Source organism: Phenylobacterium sp. VNQ135 (assembly GCF_049445735.1).
Classification (GTDB): domain Bacteria; phylum Pseudomonadota; class Alphaproteobacteria; order Caulobacterales; family Caulobacteraceae; genus Phenylobacterium.
The window spans coordinates 341,176-357,981 of sequence record NZ_JBMSDS010000003.1 but is presented as its reverse complement, the minus strand read 5'-3'; the positions used below and the strand labels follow the sequence as shown (position 1 = coordinate 357,981).

The window sequence follows — 16,806 nt, the reverse complement described above, 5'->3', positions numbered from 1 at the left end:
GCTCCTGAGTTCCGGAGCGAAGGCCTATCAAATCGTCCCCACTGGGGAAATGCGCCAGGTCCGACAAGCCCGGCGGCATGACCGCCCGCCCGGCGAAGTGGGAGGGCTCTTAGCCCTCGCGGAAGGGGGAATACTCCTCCGTCAGCCACTCGATCTCCTGATCGACGGCGGCCCGCTCCTCTTCGAGGAAGCGCTCGACGGGCCCCCGCAACGCCGGGTCGGCGATGTAGTGCGCCGAGTACACGGGCTTCGGCAGGTAGCCACGGGCGATCTTGTGCTGCCCCTGGGCTCCGGCCTCCACGCGGGCCAGGCCCTGCTCGATCGCCCATTCGATGGCCTGGTAGTAGCAGAGCTCGAAGTGCAGGAACGGCACGTCCTCCACGCAGCCCCAGTGGCGGCCATAGAGGCAGTCGTCGCCGATCAGGTTCAGGGCGCCGGCGATCCAGCGGCCCTCCCGCCGCGCCATCACCAGCAGAACGCGCTCGGCCATGCGCTCGCCCAGCATCGAGAAGAACGGCCGCGTCAGATAGGGCCGGCCCCACTTGCGCGACCCGGTGTCCATGTAGAAGCCGAAGAAGGCGTCCCAGTGGTCCTCGGTGAGGTCCGCGCCGGTCAGCCGCACGATCTCGACCGATGCCTGGGCCTCGCGCCGCTCGCGGCGGATGGTCTTGCGGCGGCCGGACGACAGCGCCCCCAGGAATTCCTCGAAGTCGCGATAGCCACGGTTCTCCCAGTGGTACTGCTGCCCCTCGCGCAGGCCGAAGCCGAAGTCGCCCATGAACCGCCACTCGGCCTCGGTGGGAAAGTTCACGTGGAAGGACGAGGCGCCATAGCGCTCGCACAGCGTCAGCGCCCCGCCGAGCAGCAGCCCCCTCGCCTCGTCGGCGTCGACGTCGGGACGCACCAGCAGCCGGGGTCCCGTGGCGGGGACGAACGGAGCGGCCGACAGCAGCTTCGGATAGTAGCGCCCGCCGGCGCGCTCGTAGGCATCGGCCCACGCGTGGTCGAAGACGTATTCGCCCTGACTGTGCGACTTCAGGTACAGCGGCATCACCGCCGCCACCCGACCGGCCTCGTCTTCGATCGACAGGTGCTGCGGGCCCCAGCCCTGACGCTCGACCGCGCAGTTCCCCTGCTCCAGCGCGTCCAGGAAGTCGTACAGCACGAAGGGATTGCCGAGGTGCGCCGGGTTGGCGGCGCAGGCGTCCCAGGCGTCGCGCCCGATCTCCGCGATACGGCGGGAAACCTTCACCGCCGGCGTCAGGCTCACGCGCGGTATCCCTCGAAGATGAGGTTGTCGCAGTGGTCCTTCAGCCCCTCCCACTGAGCGGGGCTCCGCACCGTCCAGGCCACCACCGGCATGCCCCCCGCCCGGAACTTCGCGGCCTCTGCGCTGGGCAGCATGTCGAGGCCGAGCGCCAGGAAGTGCGGCCGGGCGATCTCGACGTGCTCCAAGGCGGCATAGCCCCGGCGCTGCTCGGCGGAGAGCTTCGGATTGTCGGCGTAGGAATAGCTGTCGAGGCCCCGCAGCACGCCGGGATAGTGCTGCGCGAACCAGGCGTGGCTGTAGGCATTGAAGCCGATCACGGCGAGCGGCCCGTTGTGGTCGGCGATCACCTCGTGCACCCGGCGCTCCAGCGGGCCCACCTCGCCCGGCGGCGTCTTCAGCTCGACGTGGACCATGGCCCGATGCCCGATGACCGCGAGCGTCTCCAGCAGCGTCGGGATCTTCTCGTCCGTCCCCTTCAGGCGCAGTTCGGCGAGGTCGGCGGCGGAACGGTCCCCGACCCGGCCGGCCTGCCCGGTCATCCGCTCCAGCGTGGCGTCGTGGAAAACCACGGCCTCGCCGTCGGCGCTGAGCTGGACGTCCAGCTCGACGCCATAACCGGCGGCGCATGCCGCCTGGAAGGCGCCTAGCGAGTTCTCAGGCGCCCCGTCGGGGCTCCAGAGCCCCCGGTGCGCGATCGGCGGGTGGAAGAGAAGGTCCCAGGCCTCGCCGAACCGGTCCCTCACCGCAGTTGCACCACCGCGTCGACCTCGACAGCGAAGTTCAGCGGCAGGCGATAGACGCCCACGGCCGAGCGCGCGTGCCGCCCGGCGTCGCCGAACACCTCGACCATCAGGTCGGAGCAGCCGTTGACCACCTGCGGGATGTCGAAGAACTCGGGCCCTGCCTGCACGAAGCCACCCAGCTTCACGACGCGGACCACGCGGTCGAGGTCGCCTTCGCAGGCCGCCTTCATCTGCGCGATCAGGTTGATCCCGCACAGCCGGGCCGCGCGCTTGGCGGTCTCGGCGTCGACGTCGACGCCGACGGTTCCCTTGACGCCGCCGGAGGCGTCCACCGACACCTGGCCGGAGATGTGCAGAAGATCGCCCGAGCGGACGAAGGGCACATAGTTGGCCACCGGCGCGTTCGGCTGCGGCAGCGTCAGGCCCAGCTCGGCCAGGCGGTCTTCGACTTTGGACATGGCCGCACGTCTAGCGCCGGGCTTCGGCGCAGGAAAGAGCGCCCACGCGAAAAGGGCCGGCCCTTTCGGACCGGCCCTTGGGTACGCGGTACTGAACTTGTGGCTTAGCGGACGGCCTGCAGCTTCTCGACGACGGCGGTGACGCGCTCGTTGAGCGGCTTCACGCTGTCCTTCACCGAGGCCGAAACGGTCTCCGACATCTTGCCGACTTCGGCCATGTAGGTCTCGAGGTACGACTTGGCGAAGGCGGTCTGCAGCTCCATCACTTCCTGGACGCTCTTGGCGCCGGCGAACGAGCGGGCGGCGTTGACCTGGGTCTCGAAGGCGCTCTTCGAGAACGCCATCGCCTGGGCGCTGAGGGCTTCGGCGCCCTTGGTCGCGGCCGTCACCGAGGCGACGACGGCTTCCAGGTTCTTCTTCGAATGGCTGTTCAGTTCGTTGAGCGCGGCCAGGCCCTTTTCGACGCCGTCCTTGAAGGCGACGTTGGTGGCGGCGGTCATCTGTTCGACGGTGGTCTTCGCGGCTTCGGCGGCGGCCATGACGTGAACTCCGGAATGGGTGCGGCGGGGAACGAGGGACTCGTGCGTCCCTATGGAAACGCACCCCCTTGTCTCATGTTGCAGTGCAGCAGTCAACCATTTTTTGTGCACCGCACAATGGGTCTGCCGCCTACGGCAAAGCTCGTTTTGCCGCAGCGTTACGCAGGCGCGGCAATTCGTCCATTCAACAGCTGTTTACTCTACCGAAAGGCTGCGGCTGTCATGATAGCCAGTCTCCGGCGGCGCTGTGGCCGCCCCAACGCTTTGATTCGACGGACGAAGCATGTTCCAGCACGCCCGCCGCCTTATGCTCTCTTTCGGCATCGCGGCCACCGCGGCCCTGGGGGCGCTCGCGCCTCAGGCTCAGGCGCAGGTCCCCTACGCCATGCTCTCTCAGACATCCTCGAAGGCTGCGGCCATCGTGGTGGACGCCAAGACGGGCGAGGTGCTGTACGAGAACCGCGCCGACAGTCCGCGCTATCCCGCCTCGATCACCAAGGTGATGACGCTGTACCTCACCTTCGAGGCGCTGGCTTCCGGCAAGCTGGACCTCGACGACCGGGTCGTGTTCTCGCCCCGCGCCGCGGCCCAGGCGCCGACGAAGCTTGGGGTCCGCGCAGGCGACTCGATCAGCGTTGACGAGGCGATGAAGGCGCTGGCCACCAAGTCGGCCAACGACGCCGCCGTGGCCCTCGCCGAAAAGCTCGGCGGCAGCGAGCAGCGTTTCGCCGCCCTGATGACGCTTCGCGCCCAGGAGCTGGGCATGAAGAACACCCACTTCGCGAACGCTTCGGGCCTGCCGGACAGCCGCCAGATCTCGACGGCGCGTGACATCGCGGTCCTTTCGCGGGCGGTGATGCGGGACTATCCGCAGTACTACAAGCTGTTCAGCACCACCTATTTCGACTTCCGCGGCCAGCAGCTGCGCAACCACAACGGCCTGCTGCATCGCATGTACGGCGTGGATGGCCTGAAGACCGGCTACACCAACGCCTCGGGTTTCAACCTCGCGGTTTCGGCCGTGCGCGACAACCGTCGCCTGATCGCGGTGGTGATGGGGGGACCGACCACCAAGGCGCGCGACGCCACCGCCGAGCAACTGCTGCTGACCGGCTTCGACGTCATGGGCCGCCGCGCCCGGGGCGAGAACATCCAGGTGGCCCAGAGCTTCTTCGAGGCCGGGGCGCCGATGTTCACCGGCCGCCAGGCGCCGCAAACGGCCCAAGGCGATCGCGACGAAGGCATGAAGATCGTGCTGGCCTCGACGGCGCCGCCGCTGCGCGCCTCCAAGATCGAGATCGTCGAGAAGCCGAAGGCCGGCAAGAAGGTCGCCGCCGGCAAGTGGACCGTCCAGGTCGGCTCGTTCAACAGCCGCTCGGACGCGCGCGAGCAGCTCTCGATCGTCGAGAAGAAGTTCGGCAAGCACTTCGACGACGCCAAGGGCATGGCCGAGAAGGACGGCGGCAAGTACCGCAGCCGCTTCTCCGGGTTCAGCGAGAAGTCCGCCAAGGCGGCCTGCCAGGCGCTGAAGGCCAAGAAGCAGCCCTGCATGGTGATCTCGCCCAGCGCCTAGCGGCCGGGCATCGATGAGAGTTGGAAAGCCCCGGGCCCCGCCCGGGGCTTTTTCGTTGGGTGCTATTCCGACAGCAGCCGGTCCCGCGCCGCGTTGAGCTGGGCCGCCAGGCCGGCGGTGCCGCCCTTGTCTGGGTGGGCCAGCCGCATGAGCCGGGTATAAGCCGCCTGGATCTCCTCGCGGCTGGCGCCCTCTTCGACGCCCAGGATGCGGCGGGCTTCGGCGACGCTCATGCGCGGCCCCGACGCCGCAGCCATGCCGGTCCGGCGCGTGGAGACCGCGAACCACAAGCCGACGACGACGAGCACGATGGCGGCGCCCCAGCCGCCACGGACGCCGACCCAGGCCGCAGCGGTGAATGCGACGATGGCCGCCGCGCCGGACAGGAAGCGCCACTCGCGGCGTTTGAACACCGGCTTGCCGCCGGTCGCGAAGAGGTAGAGCGCCAGGACGACGCAGCCCAGCGCCAGGTACGGAAGCATGCGGCTATTCCGCCGCGATCTTCTCGCTCTCGTCCAGACCCGTGAAGCCGAGGGCGCCCATCAGGGCCCGCAGTTCCTGACGCGCCGCCACGTGCTGCAGCGACATGGCCACCGGCCGGATGCTCGGCGACAGGTCGGCCACGGTCAGGCCGAACGGGAACAGCTCGCGATAGATCACGCGGTCACGCAGGCCGGGGCCGACACGGAACCCCACCTTGCGCGACAGGGCCTCGACCCGCTCGTCCAGGCGCTTGCGGTTTCGTGCCTCGGTCGGGGCCAGGCGGTTGCGCAGCACCACCCAGTCGGTCTGCCGGCCTGTCGCCAGCGCCCGGGACTTGCGGCAGCCCCAGACCGTCTCGGAATAGAGGCTGTGGCGCTTCAGTTCGAGCGTCACCGGATCCACCTGCCCGAGCATGTCGAAGTCGACGAAGCTGTCGTTCATCGGCGTGACGATCAGGTCGGCCTTGCCGTGGGCGGCCCGGCTGATCGCCGTGTCGCTGCCGGGCGTGTCGATCAGCACGAAATCGGCCGCTGCGCTCATCTCGGCGAAGGCTTCCTCGAACCGGGCGAGTTGCTCCGCGTCAGGCGCCTTGGCCAGCGCGTCGCCGGCCGAGCTGATGGCGTGCTCGAGCGGCATCGGCGCCTCGGCGCCGTTGGCGGCCAACCAGGCCTTACGATTGGCGAAGAAGCGGCCCAGCGTCTGCTGACGCAGGTCGAGGTCTAGCACGGCGACATTCGCGCCCCCGTGCAGCAGGGCCGTGGTGATGTGGATGGCGATCGTGGACTTGCCCGCCCCGCCCTTCTCGTTGCCCACAACAATGACGCTGGCTTGGCCCATCGTCGCTCAACTCCCAACAGCCCTCGAACCGGCGTGAACCGACTCACCTCTCCTACGTGAGCCCGCCGGGCGAAGTCCCGTCAACGCGCCGATCGCCACGGGCTGTGGATGGACGCGAGGACCCGCGCTGGCGTAAGCGGTGCCGCATGAGCCTGCAGATCGTTCGCACCGTCGCCGACCTCCGCGCCCAGGTGGCCGCCTGGAAAGCCGCGGGCGAGCGCGTGGGCTTCGTGCCGACGATGGGGGCGCTGCACGAGGGCCACCTTTCGCTGGTCCGGCTGGCGCGGACGCGGGCCCAGCGCGTCGTCGCCAGCGTCTTCGTCAACCCGACGCAGTTCGGCCCGAACGAGGACTTCGACGCCTACCCGCGGGACGAGGCCCGCGACGCGGAGCTGCTGGCCGGCGCCGGTTGCGACCTGCTCTTCGCGCCGACGGTGGCCGAGATGTACCCCGACGGCTTCGCAACGACCGTGACCGTCACGGGGGTGTCCGAACCTTTGGACGGCCAGGCGCGGCCGGGGCACTTCGCCGGCGTCGCCACCGTGGTCTCCAAGCTGCTCAACCAGAGTCAGGCCCACGTCGCGGTCTTCGGTGAGAAGGACTACCAGCAGCTCCAGGTGATCCGCCGCGTGGTCCGCGACCTGGACCTGCCGGTCGAGATCGTAGGCGGCCCGACGGCGCGTGCGGAAGACGGCCTCGCCCTCTCCTCGCGCAACGCCTACCTCACCGACGCCGAACGGCCGATCGCGGGCCAACTGAACCAGGTGATGCGCCACGCCATCGCCGAGCTGAACGCGGGCGCGCGGGTGGACGCCGTCGAAGCCAAGGCCGTAGCGGCGCTGGAGGGCGCGGGCTTCGCACGTATCGACTACGTGGAGGTGCGCGACGCCGGCGATCTCTCCCGCCTGGGGCCTGGGCCTGTCGACCGGCCGGCCCGAATCCTTGCCGCCGCGGTCCTCGGGAAGACCCGCCTCATCGACAACATGGCCGTCTGATCCTCGATCTCGCGGGTTGGTTGCATTTCAGAGACGAACTGTCGCAGGAGTCGCAGCCTCCGGTTGCGACAGGCCGCCACAGCTTAACTGCGGCAAGGCGCCACAGCGAAGCTGCGCGCGCACTAGACTTCGACCGCATCGACTAGAACGCCATCGGCCAAATTTTGCCACACTACGGCTAAGCTTAGCGCTACCTACCACCCTGTAAATTCCGGCGAATTTCCAACAAGCTTGACCGTACGCCACTGTTCGGACGCAGAGGATAGACTGCGACAGGTGCGGCGAAACTGACCGTTCAAGCAGGTAGAACTGCGACATCTCGTAAGACGCCAGAAAGAAAGTCCGAGTCTACCTTCCCGTCACTGCGATGCGGACGGCGTCGCAGACAACAACACGGCGGCTTGGGGGCCGCCTGCATCTTCGGACGGGAAGAACTGATGTCTTATCGGAAGTACGACGGCTCGGCCGCCGTTCAGACCACTGCGCCTGCTTCGGACAAGTTCGGCACGGACCTTGTCGAGACCCTGACGGGCACGAGCGCGCATGAATCGCTGTGGCTGGGCGAGCGCGACACCGGCGTCGGCGGCGCGGGCGACGACACCTATTACCTGCAGGGCCACAACACGACGATCGTGGAAGCCGCGGGCGCGGGCGTCGACAAGATCGTCGCCTGGTCGAACGTCGACCTGTCGAAGTATTCGAACATCGAGAACGTCTCGGTCGGCAACGACGGGACCTATGCGGCGGGCAACGCCTTCGACAACGTCGTGGAAGGCCAGGCCGGCGCCCAGCAGCTGTACGGCGGCAAGGGCCAGGACGTGCTGGTCGGCGGCGCCGGCCGCGACGTGTTCGTCGTGGTGAAGGGCGAAGACAACGACGTCATCCAGGACTTCAGCGTCGCCGACGACAAGCTGCGCCTGAAGGCCGGCCTCACCTCCTTCGACCAGGTCAAGGCGCGCATGACCCAGGACGGCGCCGACGTGAAGCTCGACCTCGGCGACGGCGACGGCCTGATCTTCCGCAACATCACCATCGACCAGTTCCAGGCCTCGAACTTCCAGCTCGAGCTCAACCACGCCACCCTCGGCGCCCAGACCTTCGGCGACGACTTCTCAGGCCCGCTGTCGCTGTGGGACGCCCAGTCCAACCCCACCGGCACGTGGCGGCCGGACTTCGGCTACCAGGGCGAGCAGGGCACGGGCTCCTACACCCTGATGAGCAACAACGAGAAGCAGATCTACACCTCGCCCTACTTCCGCGGGCACAACGGCGACTTCTCGGAGAGCCCCTTCGTCACCAACCCCGACGGCACGCTGTCCATCGTCGCCAGGCCCAGCGCCAACGGCGAGATCTTCGGCTACGGCTACACCTCGGGGATGATCACCACCAAGGAGAGCTTCAGCCAGACCTACGGCTACTTCGAGATGCGCGCCGACATCCCCGATGCGATCGGCGCCTGGCCCGCCTTCTGGCTGATCCCCGCCGACGGCTCCTGGCCGCCGGAACTCGACATCATGGAGACCCTCACCTACGACCCCAACGCGCTCTGGACCACCGAGCACTCGGGCCTGGGCGAAGGCGGCCACTCCTCCAACGGCCAGCTCTCCTACGTCCCCGACACCGCCGACGGCATGCACACCTACGGCGCCCTGTGGTCGCCCACCGAGATCGTCTGGTACGTCGACAACGTCGAGGTCTTCCGCACCGCCACCCCCGCCGACATGAACAAGCCCATGTTCATGATCGCCAACCTCGCCCTCGGCGGCTGGGGCGGCGCCATCGACAACAGCCACCTCCCCGCCGAATTCAAGATCGACTACATCCGCGCCTACTCCCTCGGCGGTGGGACGGGTCAGCCGTCCACCGGCAACCCGCCTCCGGCGCAGGAGCCGCCCCCAGCCGCCGGCGCGGGCGTGAACCTGACCTCCAAGGCTTTCGGCGACATCATGACGGGCGGCGCGGGCGCTGACACCCTGACCGCCGGCAACGGCGGCGAGCAGATGACCGGCGGGGCCGGCGGCGACGTCTTCACCTTCAAGACCGTTCCCTGGTCGCCCACCGCAATCAAGGACTTCCAGGTCGGCGTCGACAAGCTGGACCTTACCGCTCTGCTGAAGGGCGCTCCGGCCGCCGAACGCGTGATGCTTCTGGATGACGGCGCGGGCGGCACGAAGGTGTGCGTCGATCCCGACGGCGCCGGCGGAGCGTGGCCGGACTACGTGGCCCACCTGCAGGGCGTGCCCGTCGCCGGCCTCACGGTGGCCGCGCTGCTGAACCCGACCGTCGTCACGCCGCCGCCGGTGGTGGAGCCCCCGCCGACCGCGCCTGCCGGCGTCTCCCTCACCTCGACCGCTTTCGGCGCTGTCATGACGGGCGGCGCGGGCGCCGACACCCTGACCGCCGGCAACGGCGGCGAGCAGATGACCGGCGCGGGCGGCGGCGACGTGTTCGTGTTCACCCGCTTCCCGTGGTCGCCCACCGAGATCAAGGACTTCCAGGTCGGCGTCGACAAGCTGGACCTGAAGGCCCTGATGAGCGGCTACGCGGGTTCGGATCCGGTCGCGGACGGTCGCCTCTATCTGTTCGACGACGGCGCCGGCGGGACGAAGGTCTGCGTCGACGCCGACGGCTCGGGCGGCGAGTGGCCGCAGTACGTCGCGCACCTGCAGGGCGTTCCAGCGGCCGGCCTCACGGCCGCGACACTGCTGGGCGCGGGCACGGCCGCCACGCCGGCTCCGGCTCCCGTCTGGGCCGGCGCGAACCTAGTGGCCGACACCTGGGGCGCCACGCTCCAGGGCGGCGCGGGCGCCGACACGCTGAACGCCGGCAACGGCGCCGAGACCCTGACGGGCGGCGTGGGCGCGGACCACTTCGTTTTTGACAACCTCCCGTGGCAGGCCTCCAAGGTGAGCGACTTCCACTCCGGCGAAGACAAGCTGGATGTGTCGGGCCTGCTGGACCAGGCGGGCTACGCGGGCTCGAACGCGCTGTCGGACGGCTATGTAAAGCTGATCGACAGCGGTCACGGCGACACCTGGATGTACTTCGACCGCGACGGCGCCGGCTCCAGCGACCAGTGGGGGACGTTCGTCACCACCCTCGAGCACGTGACGCCCGACCAAGTGAAGACCAGCGACTGGATCTTCTAGTCCACGAAAATGCGAAAGGCTGGCGCGCCCGTCCGCGGGCCAGCCGCTCGCAGGCGTCGGCGCCGATGCTAGCTGGTGCAGACGCGAAGGGCTCCCTCCGGCCAGAGGGAGCCCTTTTTCGTCACCAGGCGCCGACTTCGCGGAGTTGCCGGGCCAGTTCGGGCGGGATCTCGCCGAAGGCGGCCTCGTCCAGATCGGGCGGCGCGTCCTTGTGCTCGAGGTAGCGCCAGCCCTGGAAGGCGCGCCGCGGCGTCGGCGCGACGCGGACGATGGCCTCGTCCAGGGTCACCTGGCATCTCGCCGTCACGCCCTCCCCCACCGTCTCGACGTCCAGGATCCGCTGGCGGCAGAGGATATTGCCGCGGAACACCCGATACACCGAGCCCCCGTCCAGCATCTCGGCCGCCCGCTTGGGCGTCTGGCGGGTCCGTAGGAGCCAAGGCTCGCCGGGCGCCGCATGCGCCTTCCGCCAGTCGAGCAGGTCCTCGATGGTGTCGCAGCCGACCACCAGCTTGATCATGTGGAGCGCCATGACCTTCGGATAGTGCCGTGGGCGAACGATGAGAAGTGCGGCGGGCGGCCTCAGCCCTAGCCAAGGCGTAGCTCGCGCGACCCGACGGCGCTACGCTTGCCCATGCTGCCTGAGCTTCCGGCCGATTCGACGCTGGCGCGCCTGTTCCGCCAGGCCAAGGCGCGCGAGGCGGCTCATTGGTTCTCGCTGCCGGGCGGGCAGACGCTCTACACCGCGGGCGGGCCCGCCGATCACCTTTACATCCTAAGGACCGGACGGCTCGGCGCCTTCCGCCGCGAAGCCGGCCAGGAGCCGCTCTTTCTCGGCGTGATCCGCCCGGGCGAACCGGCCGGCGAAATGGCGCTGGTGGCGGGCATCCCGCACTCGGCCGACGTCGTCGCCCTGCGCGACTCCGAGGTCATCGCCCTGCCGCGAGACGTGTTCCTGGAGGCCTGCCAGGCCGACGCTTCGGTGATGACCGAACTCGCCCGACTGATGATCTTGCGGACCCGTCAGGCGGCCACGCGCGGTCCCATGGGCGAACCGTCGGTGTTCGGCTTCATGAGCCTGGGCCAGCCCGGCGCGGTGCGGCCCACGGTCGAGCGGCTGGAACGCCAGATCGCAGCGCTGGGCTATTCCGTGACGACGGTCGGCGTCGAGGCCGCCAGCGCCCCCACCGAGTGGTTCTCGGACGTCGAACGCACCCACGACTTCGTCCTCTATGTCGCCGAGGCCGACGACGGCGGCTGGCGCCAGGTCGTCGCCCGGCAGGTCGACCGGCTGTTCCGCGTCGGCCGCGGCGACCGTGGGCCGCCGCGGGAGCCGCTGCGGACGGCGTCGCCCCTTCAGGCGCAGCAGCTCGTCGACATCATCCTCCTCCAGCCCGCGGGACAGGAGCGGCCGTCCGGCTCAGGGGCCTGGCTGGACGCCACCGGCGCGGCGCGGCTGTTCCACGTGCGCCGCTCGGGCGACGAGGACATCAAGCGCCTGGCCCGGGTCCTCACCGGGCAGTCGGTGGGCCTGGTGCTGTCCGGCGGCGGCGCCCGGGCCTACGCCCACGTCGGCGCGATCAAGGCGTTGCGCGAGCGCGGCGTGCCGATCGACTTCGTCGGCGGCGTCTCCATGGGCGCGATCGTGGCGGCCGGCTGCGCCATGGGCTGGGACGACGACGAGATGGACCGCCGCATCCGCGAGGCCTTCGTCGACAACAGCCCGCTGGACGACATCGCCCTGCCCCTGCTGGCCATGACCCAGGGGGTGAAGGTCAGCGAACGGCTGGCCCAGCATTTCGGAGACACGCAGATCGCCGACCTGCGGCTGCCGTTCTTCTGCCTCTCGTCCAACCTGACGACCGGCGCCTACCAGCTGCACCGGCGCGGCCTTCTGCGCCAGGCGCTGCGCGCCTCGATTTCCCTGCCGGGCGTGCTGCCGCCGGCGACGGACGGGACCAACGTCCTGGTCGACGGCGCGGTGATGAAGAACTACCCGGCCGACATCATGCGGGCCAACCAGCTCGGGCCCATCGTGGGGGTGGACGTGACCGCCTCGCGCAGCATCACCGCCGAGGATGTCGCCCGCCCCTCCTCCGTCTGGCGCTGGTTACGTTCGGGTCAGTGGCGCAACGGTCCGCCGATCGTGTCGCTGCTGATGCGCGCGGCCACCGTCTCCACCGGCCGCGACCTCGCCGCGGCGCGGGAGGCCACCGACGTCCTCGTCCTGCCCGACGTGAGCCGCATCGAAATCCGCGATTGGGGCGCCTACGACGTCGCGGTGGAGGCGGGCTACCGCGCCACGCTCGAGGCTCTCGACAAGCTGACTCGGCCGGTGACGGAGCTGCGTCGCCGCCTCAGCCTGGCCGAGGAAGCGGCCTCCGCAGTGGGCAGGGCGCCCTTCGCGCGGGCGCCTTCGACCGCAGCCGAATAATCCCCAAGGCGCCGTTTGCGCACCGGCCTCGCGCGACCCATATTCGGAGGGTCCTGTTCAACAGCTGAAAGGAGGTGATCCAGTGTCTCACCGCTATCAACCGGAAACCACTGCTGGATCGATGACCTCCGCCTCCGCGCGGTAGCATTCGAGTCTACGCCGTTTCACGGACAGTGATTTCCGAGATCGGTGGGGGCGGGCTGGAAACGGCCCGCCCTTTCGATTCCGGCTTAGGGCTTGCGGAACAGGCGCCTTGCCCGCGGGTTCATGGCCCGACGGAGGCGGGCGATGGACAGGGATCCGGGCACAGACGAACGCGCCGAGGCGGCGCATGTCGACGCGGCGCTGGCTCCCTCGCCCGCGGCGGCCCCGGAGGCCGAACCCCCACGCGAAGCGCGGCAGGCGCCGGCGGCCTGGTGCGCGCAGGCGGTTATCGCCCCAGCGCGGGAGGCGGGCGCCGACGGGCTGATCTACGTCGCGTCCAGCGATCGTCGCGCCGAAGAGATCGGCCGCGCGCTTCGCCATTTCGCGCCCGACATCGAGGTCCTCGTCCTGCCGGCCTGGGACTGTCTCCCCTACGACCGCGCCTCGCCGTCGCGTGACGTGATGGGACGCCGCATGGCTGTCCTGGCCCGCTTGCGGGATGAGCCGGATGGGCCGCGGGTGCTCGTCACGCCCGCCGAAGCGCTCCTGCAGCGGGCGCCGCCCGAGGGGCCCCTGCGATCCGCGTTCTTCCAGGTTCGGCAGGGCGAACGCCTCGACCGCGACACGCTTCAGGCCTTTGCGGCGCGCACCGGCTATGTCGTCGACGACCGCATCGACGAGCCCGGCGAGATCGCCCTGCTGGGCTTGGTGGCTGACGTCTATCCAGCCGCCGCCGACGCGCCGATCCGCCTGACGCTCGACGAGGACGACCGCATCGTCGAGATCAAACGGTACGACCCGCTCACCCAGCGCACCGAAGCCTCGGTCGACTGCGCGCTGCTCGGCCCCGCATCGGAGCTGATCCTCGACGAGCCCGGGCAAGAGCGCCAGCCCGGCGCCGAGCACCGGGCTCCGCTCACCTACGGCAGGATGGCCGACCTTCTGGACGCTGCGCCGAGGGCCCGCCTCGTCTTCGATGCCAAGGCCGACCAGCGCGCGTTGGACTTCCTGGACCAGGTCGGCGAAGCCTATGACGCGCGTCGACAGCTCGCCCAGGACGAGGCCGGCGAGATCCTTCCGCCCGACAGCCTGTATCTCACCCGCAAGGCCTACCGCGCCGCCATCGCGCGGCGTGCGGTCCTGGAGATCGAGACCGTCGCCGTCGAAGCCACGCCGCGGTTCGCCGTCGAGCGTAGTCCGGGCCGAGCGTTCTCCGACTATGTGGGCCGCGCCCTCGCCGAGGGCTTCCGCGTGGCGCTCACGGGGTTGCCGCACGAGTTGCGGCCGCTTTCCCGGGCGATGAAGCGCGGTCTCGATCAGGTCCCCGCCCCTGCGGCCGACTGGGCGGCTCTGATGGCGGCGCCCCCGGGCGCTCTGCTCTCGATGCCGGCGGACATCGATGCAGGCTTCCGCGACGCCGCACTGGGTGTCGTGGTGGTCGCCGCGCCCGACGTGCTCGGCGGGCGGGTGGCGGTCCGCAGCGACGCGGCGGCGGCGGCCGATCCCTTCAACGACCCGGATCTCCGCGTCGGGGACGTCGTCATCCACGAGGATCACGGCGTCGGGGTGCTGAGCGCACTCGAACGCGTGGAAGTCGACGGGGCGGAGCGCGACGCCCTGCGCCTCGAATACCACGGCGGGGCAAGCCTCCTTGCACCGGTGGAGGAGTTCGGACGCATCTGGCGCTACGGCGCGGAACGCGAAGCGGTAGCCCTGGATCGGCTGCACACCGACGCCTGGACGAAGCGGCGGGCGGAGCTCAGCGCCGACATCGATCGCACGGCGGAGCACCTCGTCGAGCTCGCCCGGCGTCGACGGGAGACGCCCGGCCTGGTGGTGCGTCCGCCGAAGCCGGCGTACGCGCGGCTCGCCGCCCGCTTCCCCTATCCCGAGACGCCTGACCAGGCGGGCGCCATCGAAGCCGTCCTCGAGGATCTCGCGTCGGGACGCATGATGAACCGACTGGTGTGCGGCGACGTCGGGTTCGGCAAGACCGAGGTCGCGCTGCGGGCCGCCTCGGCCGCGGCGCTCAGCGGCGTACAGGTGGCGCTCGTCGCTCCCACCACCGTACTGGCCCGCCAGCATTACGACAGCGTTCGCCGGCGCTTCGCGGGAACCGACATCAAGGTGGCCCGGCTCTCCCGGCTCGCCTCCCCCAAGGAGGCGGCCGAGGTGAAGGTCGGCCTGGCGGACGGATCCATCCAGGTCGTGGTCGGCACCCACGCTTTGGCCGGCAAGGACGTCGCCTTCAAGAACCTGGGGCTCCTGATCATCGACGAGGAGCAGCGCTTCGGCGCGGCCCTGAAGCAACGGCTGCGCGACCTCGCGCCCGAGGCCCACCTCCTCACCATGACGGCCACGCCCATTCCGCGCACGCTGCAGCTCGCGATGGTCGGCATCGAGGACGTGAGCGTCATCGCCACGCCTCCGGCCCGACGACGCCCCATCCGCACCTTCCTGGCCGCCTACGACGCCGCCACCGTGCGCACGGCCCTGTTGCGGGAACGCCGGCGGGCGGGGCAGAGCTTCGTCGTCGCGCCGCGGATCGAAGACCTCGGGCCGCTCGCCGAGGAACTCCAGCGCCTGGTTCCCGAGCTGTCCGTCCAGATCGTCCACGGCGAACTGCCGCCCGAGGAGGCGGACGAGGTGATGGTGCGGTTCGCCGCCGGGCACGGGGACGTGCTGCTGGCCACGAACATCATCGAGAGCGGCCTGGACGTGCCGCGCGCCAACACCATGCTCGTGGTCCGGGCCGACCTCTTCGGCCTCGCCCAGCTGCATCAGTTGCGCGGCCGGGTGGGACGTGGACGGGCCCAGGGCATCGCCTATCTGTTCCACGCCCCCGAGACGGAATTGCCGGAGGTCACCCGCGCGAGGCTCTCGACCCTGGAGGCCTTCGACCGCCTGGGCTCGGGCCTGGCGATCAGCGCCCGCGATCTCGAGCTGCGCGGCGCCGGCGACCTCCTGGGCGACGAGCAGGCCGGGCATGTGAAGCTGATCGGGACCGCGCTCTACCAGCGTCTGCTGTCCCGCGCCGTCCGGGTGGCCAAGGGCGAGATCGCAGGACCGGAGTGGACGCCCCAGCTCAACGTGGGCGTCACAGGGGCCATCTCCGAGAGCTACGTCCCCGATCCGACCGTCCGGATCAACCTTTACGCCCGCCTGGCCCGGCTGGCCTCGGGCGACGACGTCGACGCCTTTGCCGAAGAGCTGGAAGACCGGTTCGGCGCCGTGCCCGAGGAGACCCAGATCCTGCTCGACCTCGCGCGCATCCATGCCCTGGCCCTGGCTGCAGGCATCGGTAAGATCGATGCCGGACCCAAGGCCATCGCGTTCACCCCTGCGCCCGGCGCGCCGCGGAAGGCGCTCGCGAAGGCGGGGCTAGAGGCGTCGGGCGACCGCGTGCTGTGGCGGGGCGAGGTTCCGGAGGCCCGGGCTCGCCTGGGCAGGATCATCTCGCTCCTCGAGGCGCTGGCCTGAGGATCAGGCCCTCGACGGCCGTCTTCTCCTACAGCGCGCGCGCCAGGGAGGTGAAATCCTGCGCTTGCGAAAGCGCCCAGTCCCCCAGACGCACGGCCCAGACGCTCTCGCCGCCGTGCGCCAGGCTGAGGGCCCGAAGCCGTCGAGTGTGATGATGCAGCACGAATTCCTCGCTGACGCCGATCGCGCCGTGCACGGCATGGGCGATGGCCGCGACCCGGGCCGCGGCCTGGTTGCAGCGGATCTTGGCCGCCGCGGCGCGGCGCTCCGAAAGGTCGGCGGGCGCGCCCACGAAGGCCGCCTGCGCCGCCATCCGCGCCGCCACGACCTCTTCGGCCATCACGGCGATCTGGTGCTGGATCGCCTGGAACTTGCCGATCTCGCGTCCGAACTGCTTCCGCGTGACGGCGTAGTCCGCCGTCAGGGCCTGGATGGCCAGCATGGACCCCGCCATCTCCCCGGCCGCCAGGGTCGCCGCCAGCGCCGCCGGTACAGGATCGGCGAAGCGCCTGGCCATCGCTTGCAGCACGTCGGGCGCGCCGGCCCTGGCGCCCGTCGCCAGCGCGAGCGGGAAGACCTCCTCAAGCGAGACCTCGGCCAGCAGGTCGAGGAAGCCGGACTGTTCGAGCGGCGGCCAGGGATCCTCGGGCGGAAGGCTCTCCAGCAGGCGCGCGTACTGTTCGGAAATCAGGTCGCTCATC

General features: G+C 70.0%; 13 protein-coding genes. 5 read left to right on the top strand and 8 right to left on the bottom strand.

All coding sequences use genetic code 11. The features are described 5' to 3' along the window. Window positions 1-109: 109 nt before the first annotated feature. The 4 genes from ACO2Q0_RS12925 to ACO2Q0_RS12910 form a co-directional block, all read right to left on the bottom strand. The gene (locus ACO2Q0_RS12925) at window positions 110-1,270 is read right to left on the bottom strand and encodes a GNAT family N-acetyltransferase (RefSeq protein WP_423351918.1); all 1,161 of its coding nucleotides are present in this window, start codon (window positions 1,268-1,270) and stop codon (window positions 110-112) included. Next, window positions 1,267-2,013, bottom strand: a complete 747-nt coding sequence (locus ACO2Q0_RS12920; RefSeq protein WP_423351917.1) for a glycerophosphodiester phosphodiesterase — start codon at window positions 2,011-2,013, stop codon at window positions 1,267-1,269. The genes ACO2Q0_RS12925 and ACO2Q0_RS12920 overlap by 4 nt, the downstream gene beginning before the upstream one ends. Beyond that, window positions 2,010-2,471, bottom strand: coding sequence for a RidA family protein (locus tag ACO2Q0_RS12915; protein WP_423351916.1), 462 nt, complete (start codon window positions 2,469-2,471; stop codon window positions 2,010-2,012). The genes ACO2Q0_RS12920 and ACO2Q0_RS12915 overlap by 4 nt, the downstream gene beginning before the upstream one ends. A gap of 104 nt (window positions 2,472-2,575) precedes the next feature. Further along, window positions 2,576-3,010: a phasin family protein gene (locus tag ACO2Q0_RS12910; RefSeq protein WP_423351915.1), complete on the bottom strand. Its 435-nt coding sequence runs from the start codon at window positions 3,008-3,010 to the stop codon at window positions 2,576-2,578. 283 nt (window positions 3,011-3,293) lie between these two features. Here ACO2Q0_RS12910 and ACO2Q0_RS12905 point away from each other — a divergent pair, with 283 nt between their 5' ends. Then, window positions 3,294-4,583 carry a D-alanyl-D-alanine carboxypeptidase gene (locus ACO2Q0_RS12905; RefSeq protein ID WP_423351914.1) on the top strand — a complete coding sequence of 430 codons (1,290 nt, stop codon included), beginning with the start codon at window positions 3,294-3,296 and terminating at the stop codon, window positions 4,581-4,583. 62 nt (window positions 4,584-4,645) lie between these two features. On the opposite strand, the gene ACO2Q0_RS12900 is transcribed toward ACO2Q0_RS12905, so the two are convergent. After that, window positions 4,646-5,065, bottom strand: coding sequence for a J domain-containing protein (locus ACO2Q0_RS12900; RefSeq protein WP_423351913.1), 420 nt, complete (start codon window positions 5,063-5,065; stop codon window positions 4,646-4,648). A gap of 4 nt (window positions 5,066-5,069) precedes the next feature. Next, window positions 5,070-5,903 carry a division plane positioning ATPase MipZ gene (locus ACO2Q0_RS12895; protein ID WP_423351912.1) on the bottom strand — a complete coding sequence of 278 codons (834 nt, stop codon included), beginning with the start codon at window positions 5,901-5,903 and terminating at the stop codon, window positions 5,070-5,072. Between the two features lie 146 nt (window positions 5,904-6,049). Here ACO2Q0_RS12895 and panC point away from each other — a divergent pair, with 146 nt between their 5' ends. Together panC and ACO2Q0_RS12885 are read left to right on the top strand one after the other, a co-directional pair. After that, window positions 6,050-6,898, top strand: coding sequence for a pantoate--beta-alanine ligase (gene panC, locus ACO2Q0_RS12890; RefSeq protein ID WP_423351911.1), 849 nt, complete (start codon window positions 6,050-6,052; stop codon window positions 6,896-6,898). A gap of 437 nt (window positions 6,899-7,335) precedes the next feature. After that, window positions 7,336-10,047: a family 16 glycosylhydrolase gene (locus ACO2Q0_RS12885; RefSeq protein ID WP_423351910.1), complete on the top strand. Its 2,712-nt coding sequence runs from the start codon at window positions 7,336-7,338 to the stop codon at window positions 10,045-10,047. Between the two features lie 121 nt (window positions 10,048-10,168). Here ACO2Q0_RS12885 and ACO2Q0_RS12880 read toward each other — a convergent pair whose 3' ends face one another. Continuing rightward, the gene (locus tag ACO2Q0_RS12880) at window positions 10,169-10,579 is read right to left on the bottom strand and encodes a DUF1489 family protein (RefSeq protein WP_423351909.1); all 411 of its coding nucleotides are present in this window, start codon (window positions 10,577-10,579) and stop codon (window positions 10,169-10,171) included. A 102-nt stretch (window positions 10,580-10,681) separates the two neighbouring features. On the opposite strand from ACO2Q0_RS12880, the gene ACO2Q0_RS12875 reads away from it, so the two are divergent. Both ACO2Q0_RS12875 and ACO2Q0_RS12870 read left to right on the top strand, forming a co-directional pair. After that, complete coding sequence (locus ACO2Q0_RS12875; RefSeq protein ID WP_423352268.1) at window positions 10,682-12,481, top strand: patatin-like phospholipase family protein; 1,800 nt, start codon at window positions 10,682-10,684, stop codon at window positions 12,479-12,481. Window positions 12,482-12,769: 288 nt separating this feature from the next. Next, complete coding sequence (locus ACO2Q0_RS12870; protein WP_423351908.1) at window positions 12,770-16,105, top strand: DEAD/DEAH box helicase; 3,336 nt, start codon at window positions 12,770-12,772, stop codon at window positions 16,103-16,105. Between the two features lie 28 nt (window positions 16,106-16,133). Here ACO2Q0_RS12870 and ACO2Q0_RS12865 read toward each other — a convergent pair whose 3' ends face one another. Further along, window positions 16,134-16,805 (bottom strand): acyl-CoA dehydrogenase family protein, encoded by a 672-nt coding sequence (locus tag ACO2Q0_RS12865; RefSeq protein WP_423351907.1) that lies wholly within the window; start codon window positions 16,803-16,805, stop codon window positions 16,134-16,136. Window position 16,806: the final 1 nt, after the last annotated feature.

Coding starts and splice junctions, on each gene's coding strand:
- ACO2Q0_RS12915 (WP_423351916.1), bottom strand. CDS start 2,471: ATGTCCAAAGTCGAAGACCGCCTGGCCGAGCTGGGCCTGACGCTGCCG.
- ACO2Q0_RS12910 (WP_423351915.1), bottom strand. CDS start 3,010: ATGGCCGCCGCCGAAGCCGCGAAGACCACCGTCGAACAGATGACCGCC.
- ACO2Q0_RS12905 (WP_423351914.1), top strand. CDS start 3,294: ATGTTCCAGCACGCCCGCCGCCTTATGCTCTCTTTCGGCATCGCGGCC.
- ACO2Q0_RS12900 (WP_423351913.1), bottom strand. CDS start 5,065: ATGCTTCCGTACCTGGCGCTGGGCTGCGTCGTCCTGGCGCTCTACCTC.
- ACO2Q0_RS12895 (WP_423351912.1), bottom strand. CDS start 5,903: ATGGGCCAAGCCAGCGTCATTGTTGTGGGCAACGAGAAGGGCGGGGCG.
- panC (WP_423351911.1), top strand. CDS start 6,050: ATGAGCCTGCAGATCGTTCGCACCGTCGCCGACCTCCGCGCCCAGGTG.
- ACO2Q0_RS12885 (WP_423351910.1), top strand. CDS start 7,336: ATGTCTTATCGGAAGTACGACGGCTCGGCCGCCGTTCAGACCACTGCG.
- ACO2Q0_RS12880 (WP_423351909.1), bottom strand. CDS start 10,579: ATGGCGCTCCACATGATCAAGCTGGTGGTCGGCTGCGACACCATCGAG.
- ACO2Q0_RS12875 (WP_423352268.1), top strand. CDS start 10,682: ATGCTGCCTGAGCTTCCGGCCGATTCGACGCTGGCGCGCCTGTTCCGC.
- ACO2Q0_RS12870 (WP_423351908.1), top strand. CDS start 12,770: ATGGACAGGGATCCGGGCACAGACGAACGCGCCGAGGCGGCGCATGTC.
- ACO2Q0_RS12865 (WP_423351907.1), bottom strand. CDS start 16,805: ATGAGCGACCTGATTTCCGAACAGTACGCGCGCCTGCTGGAGAGCCTT.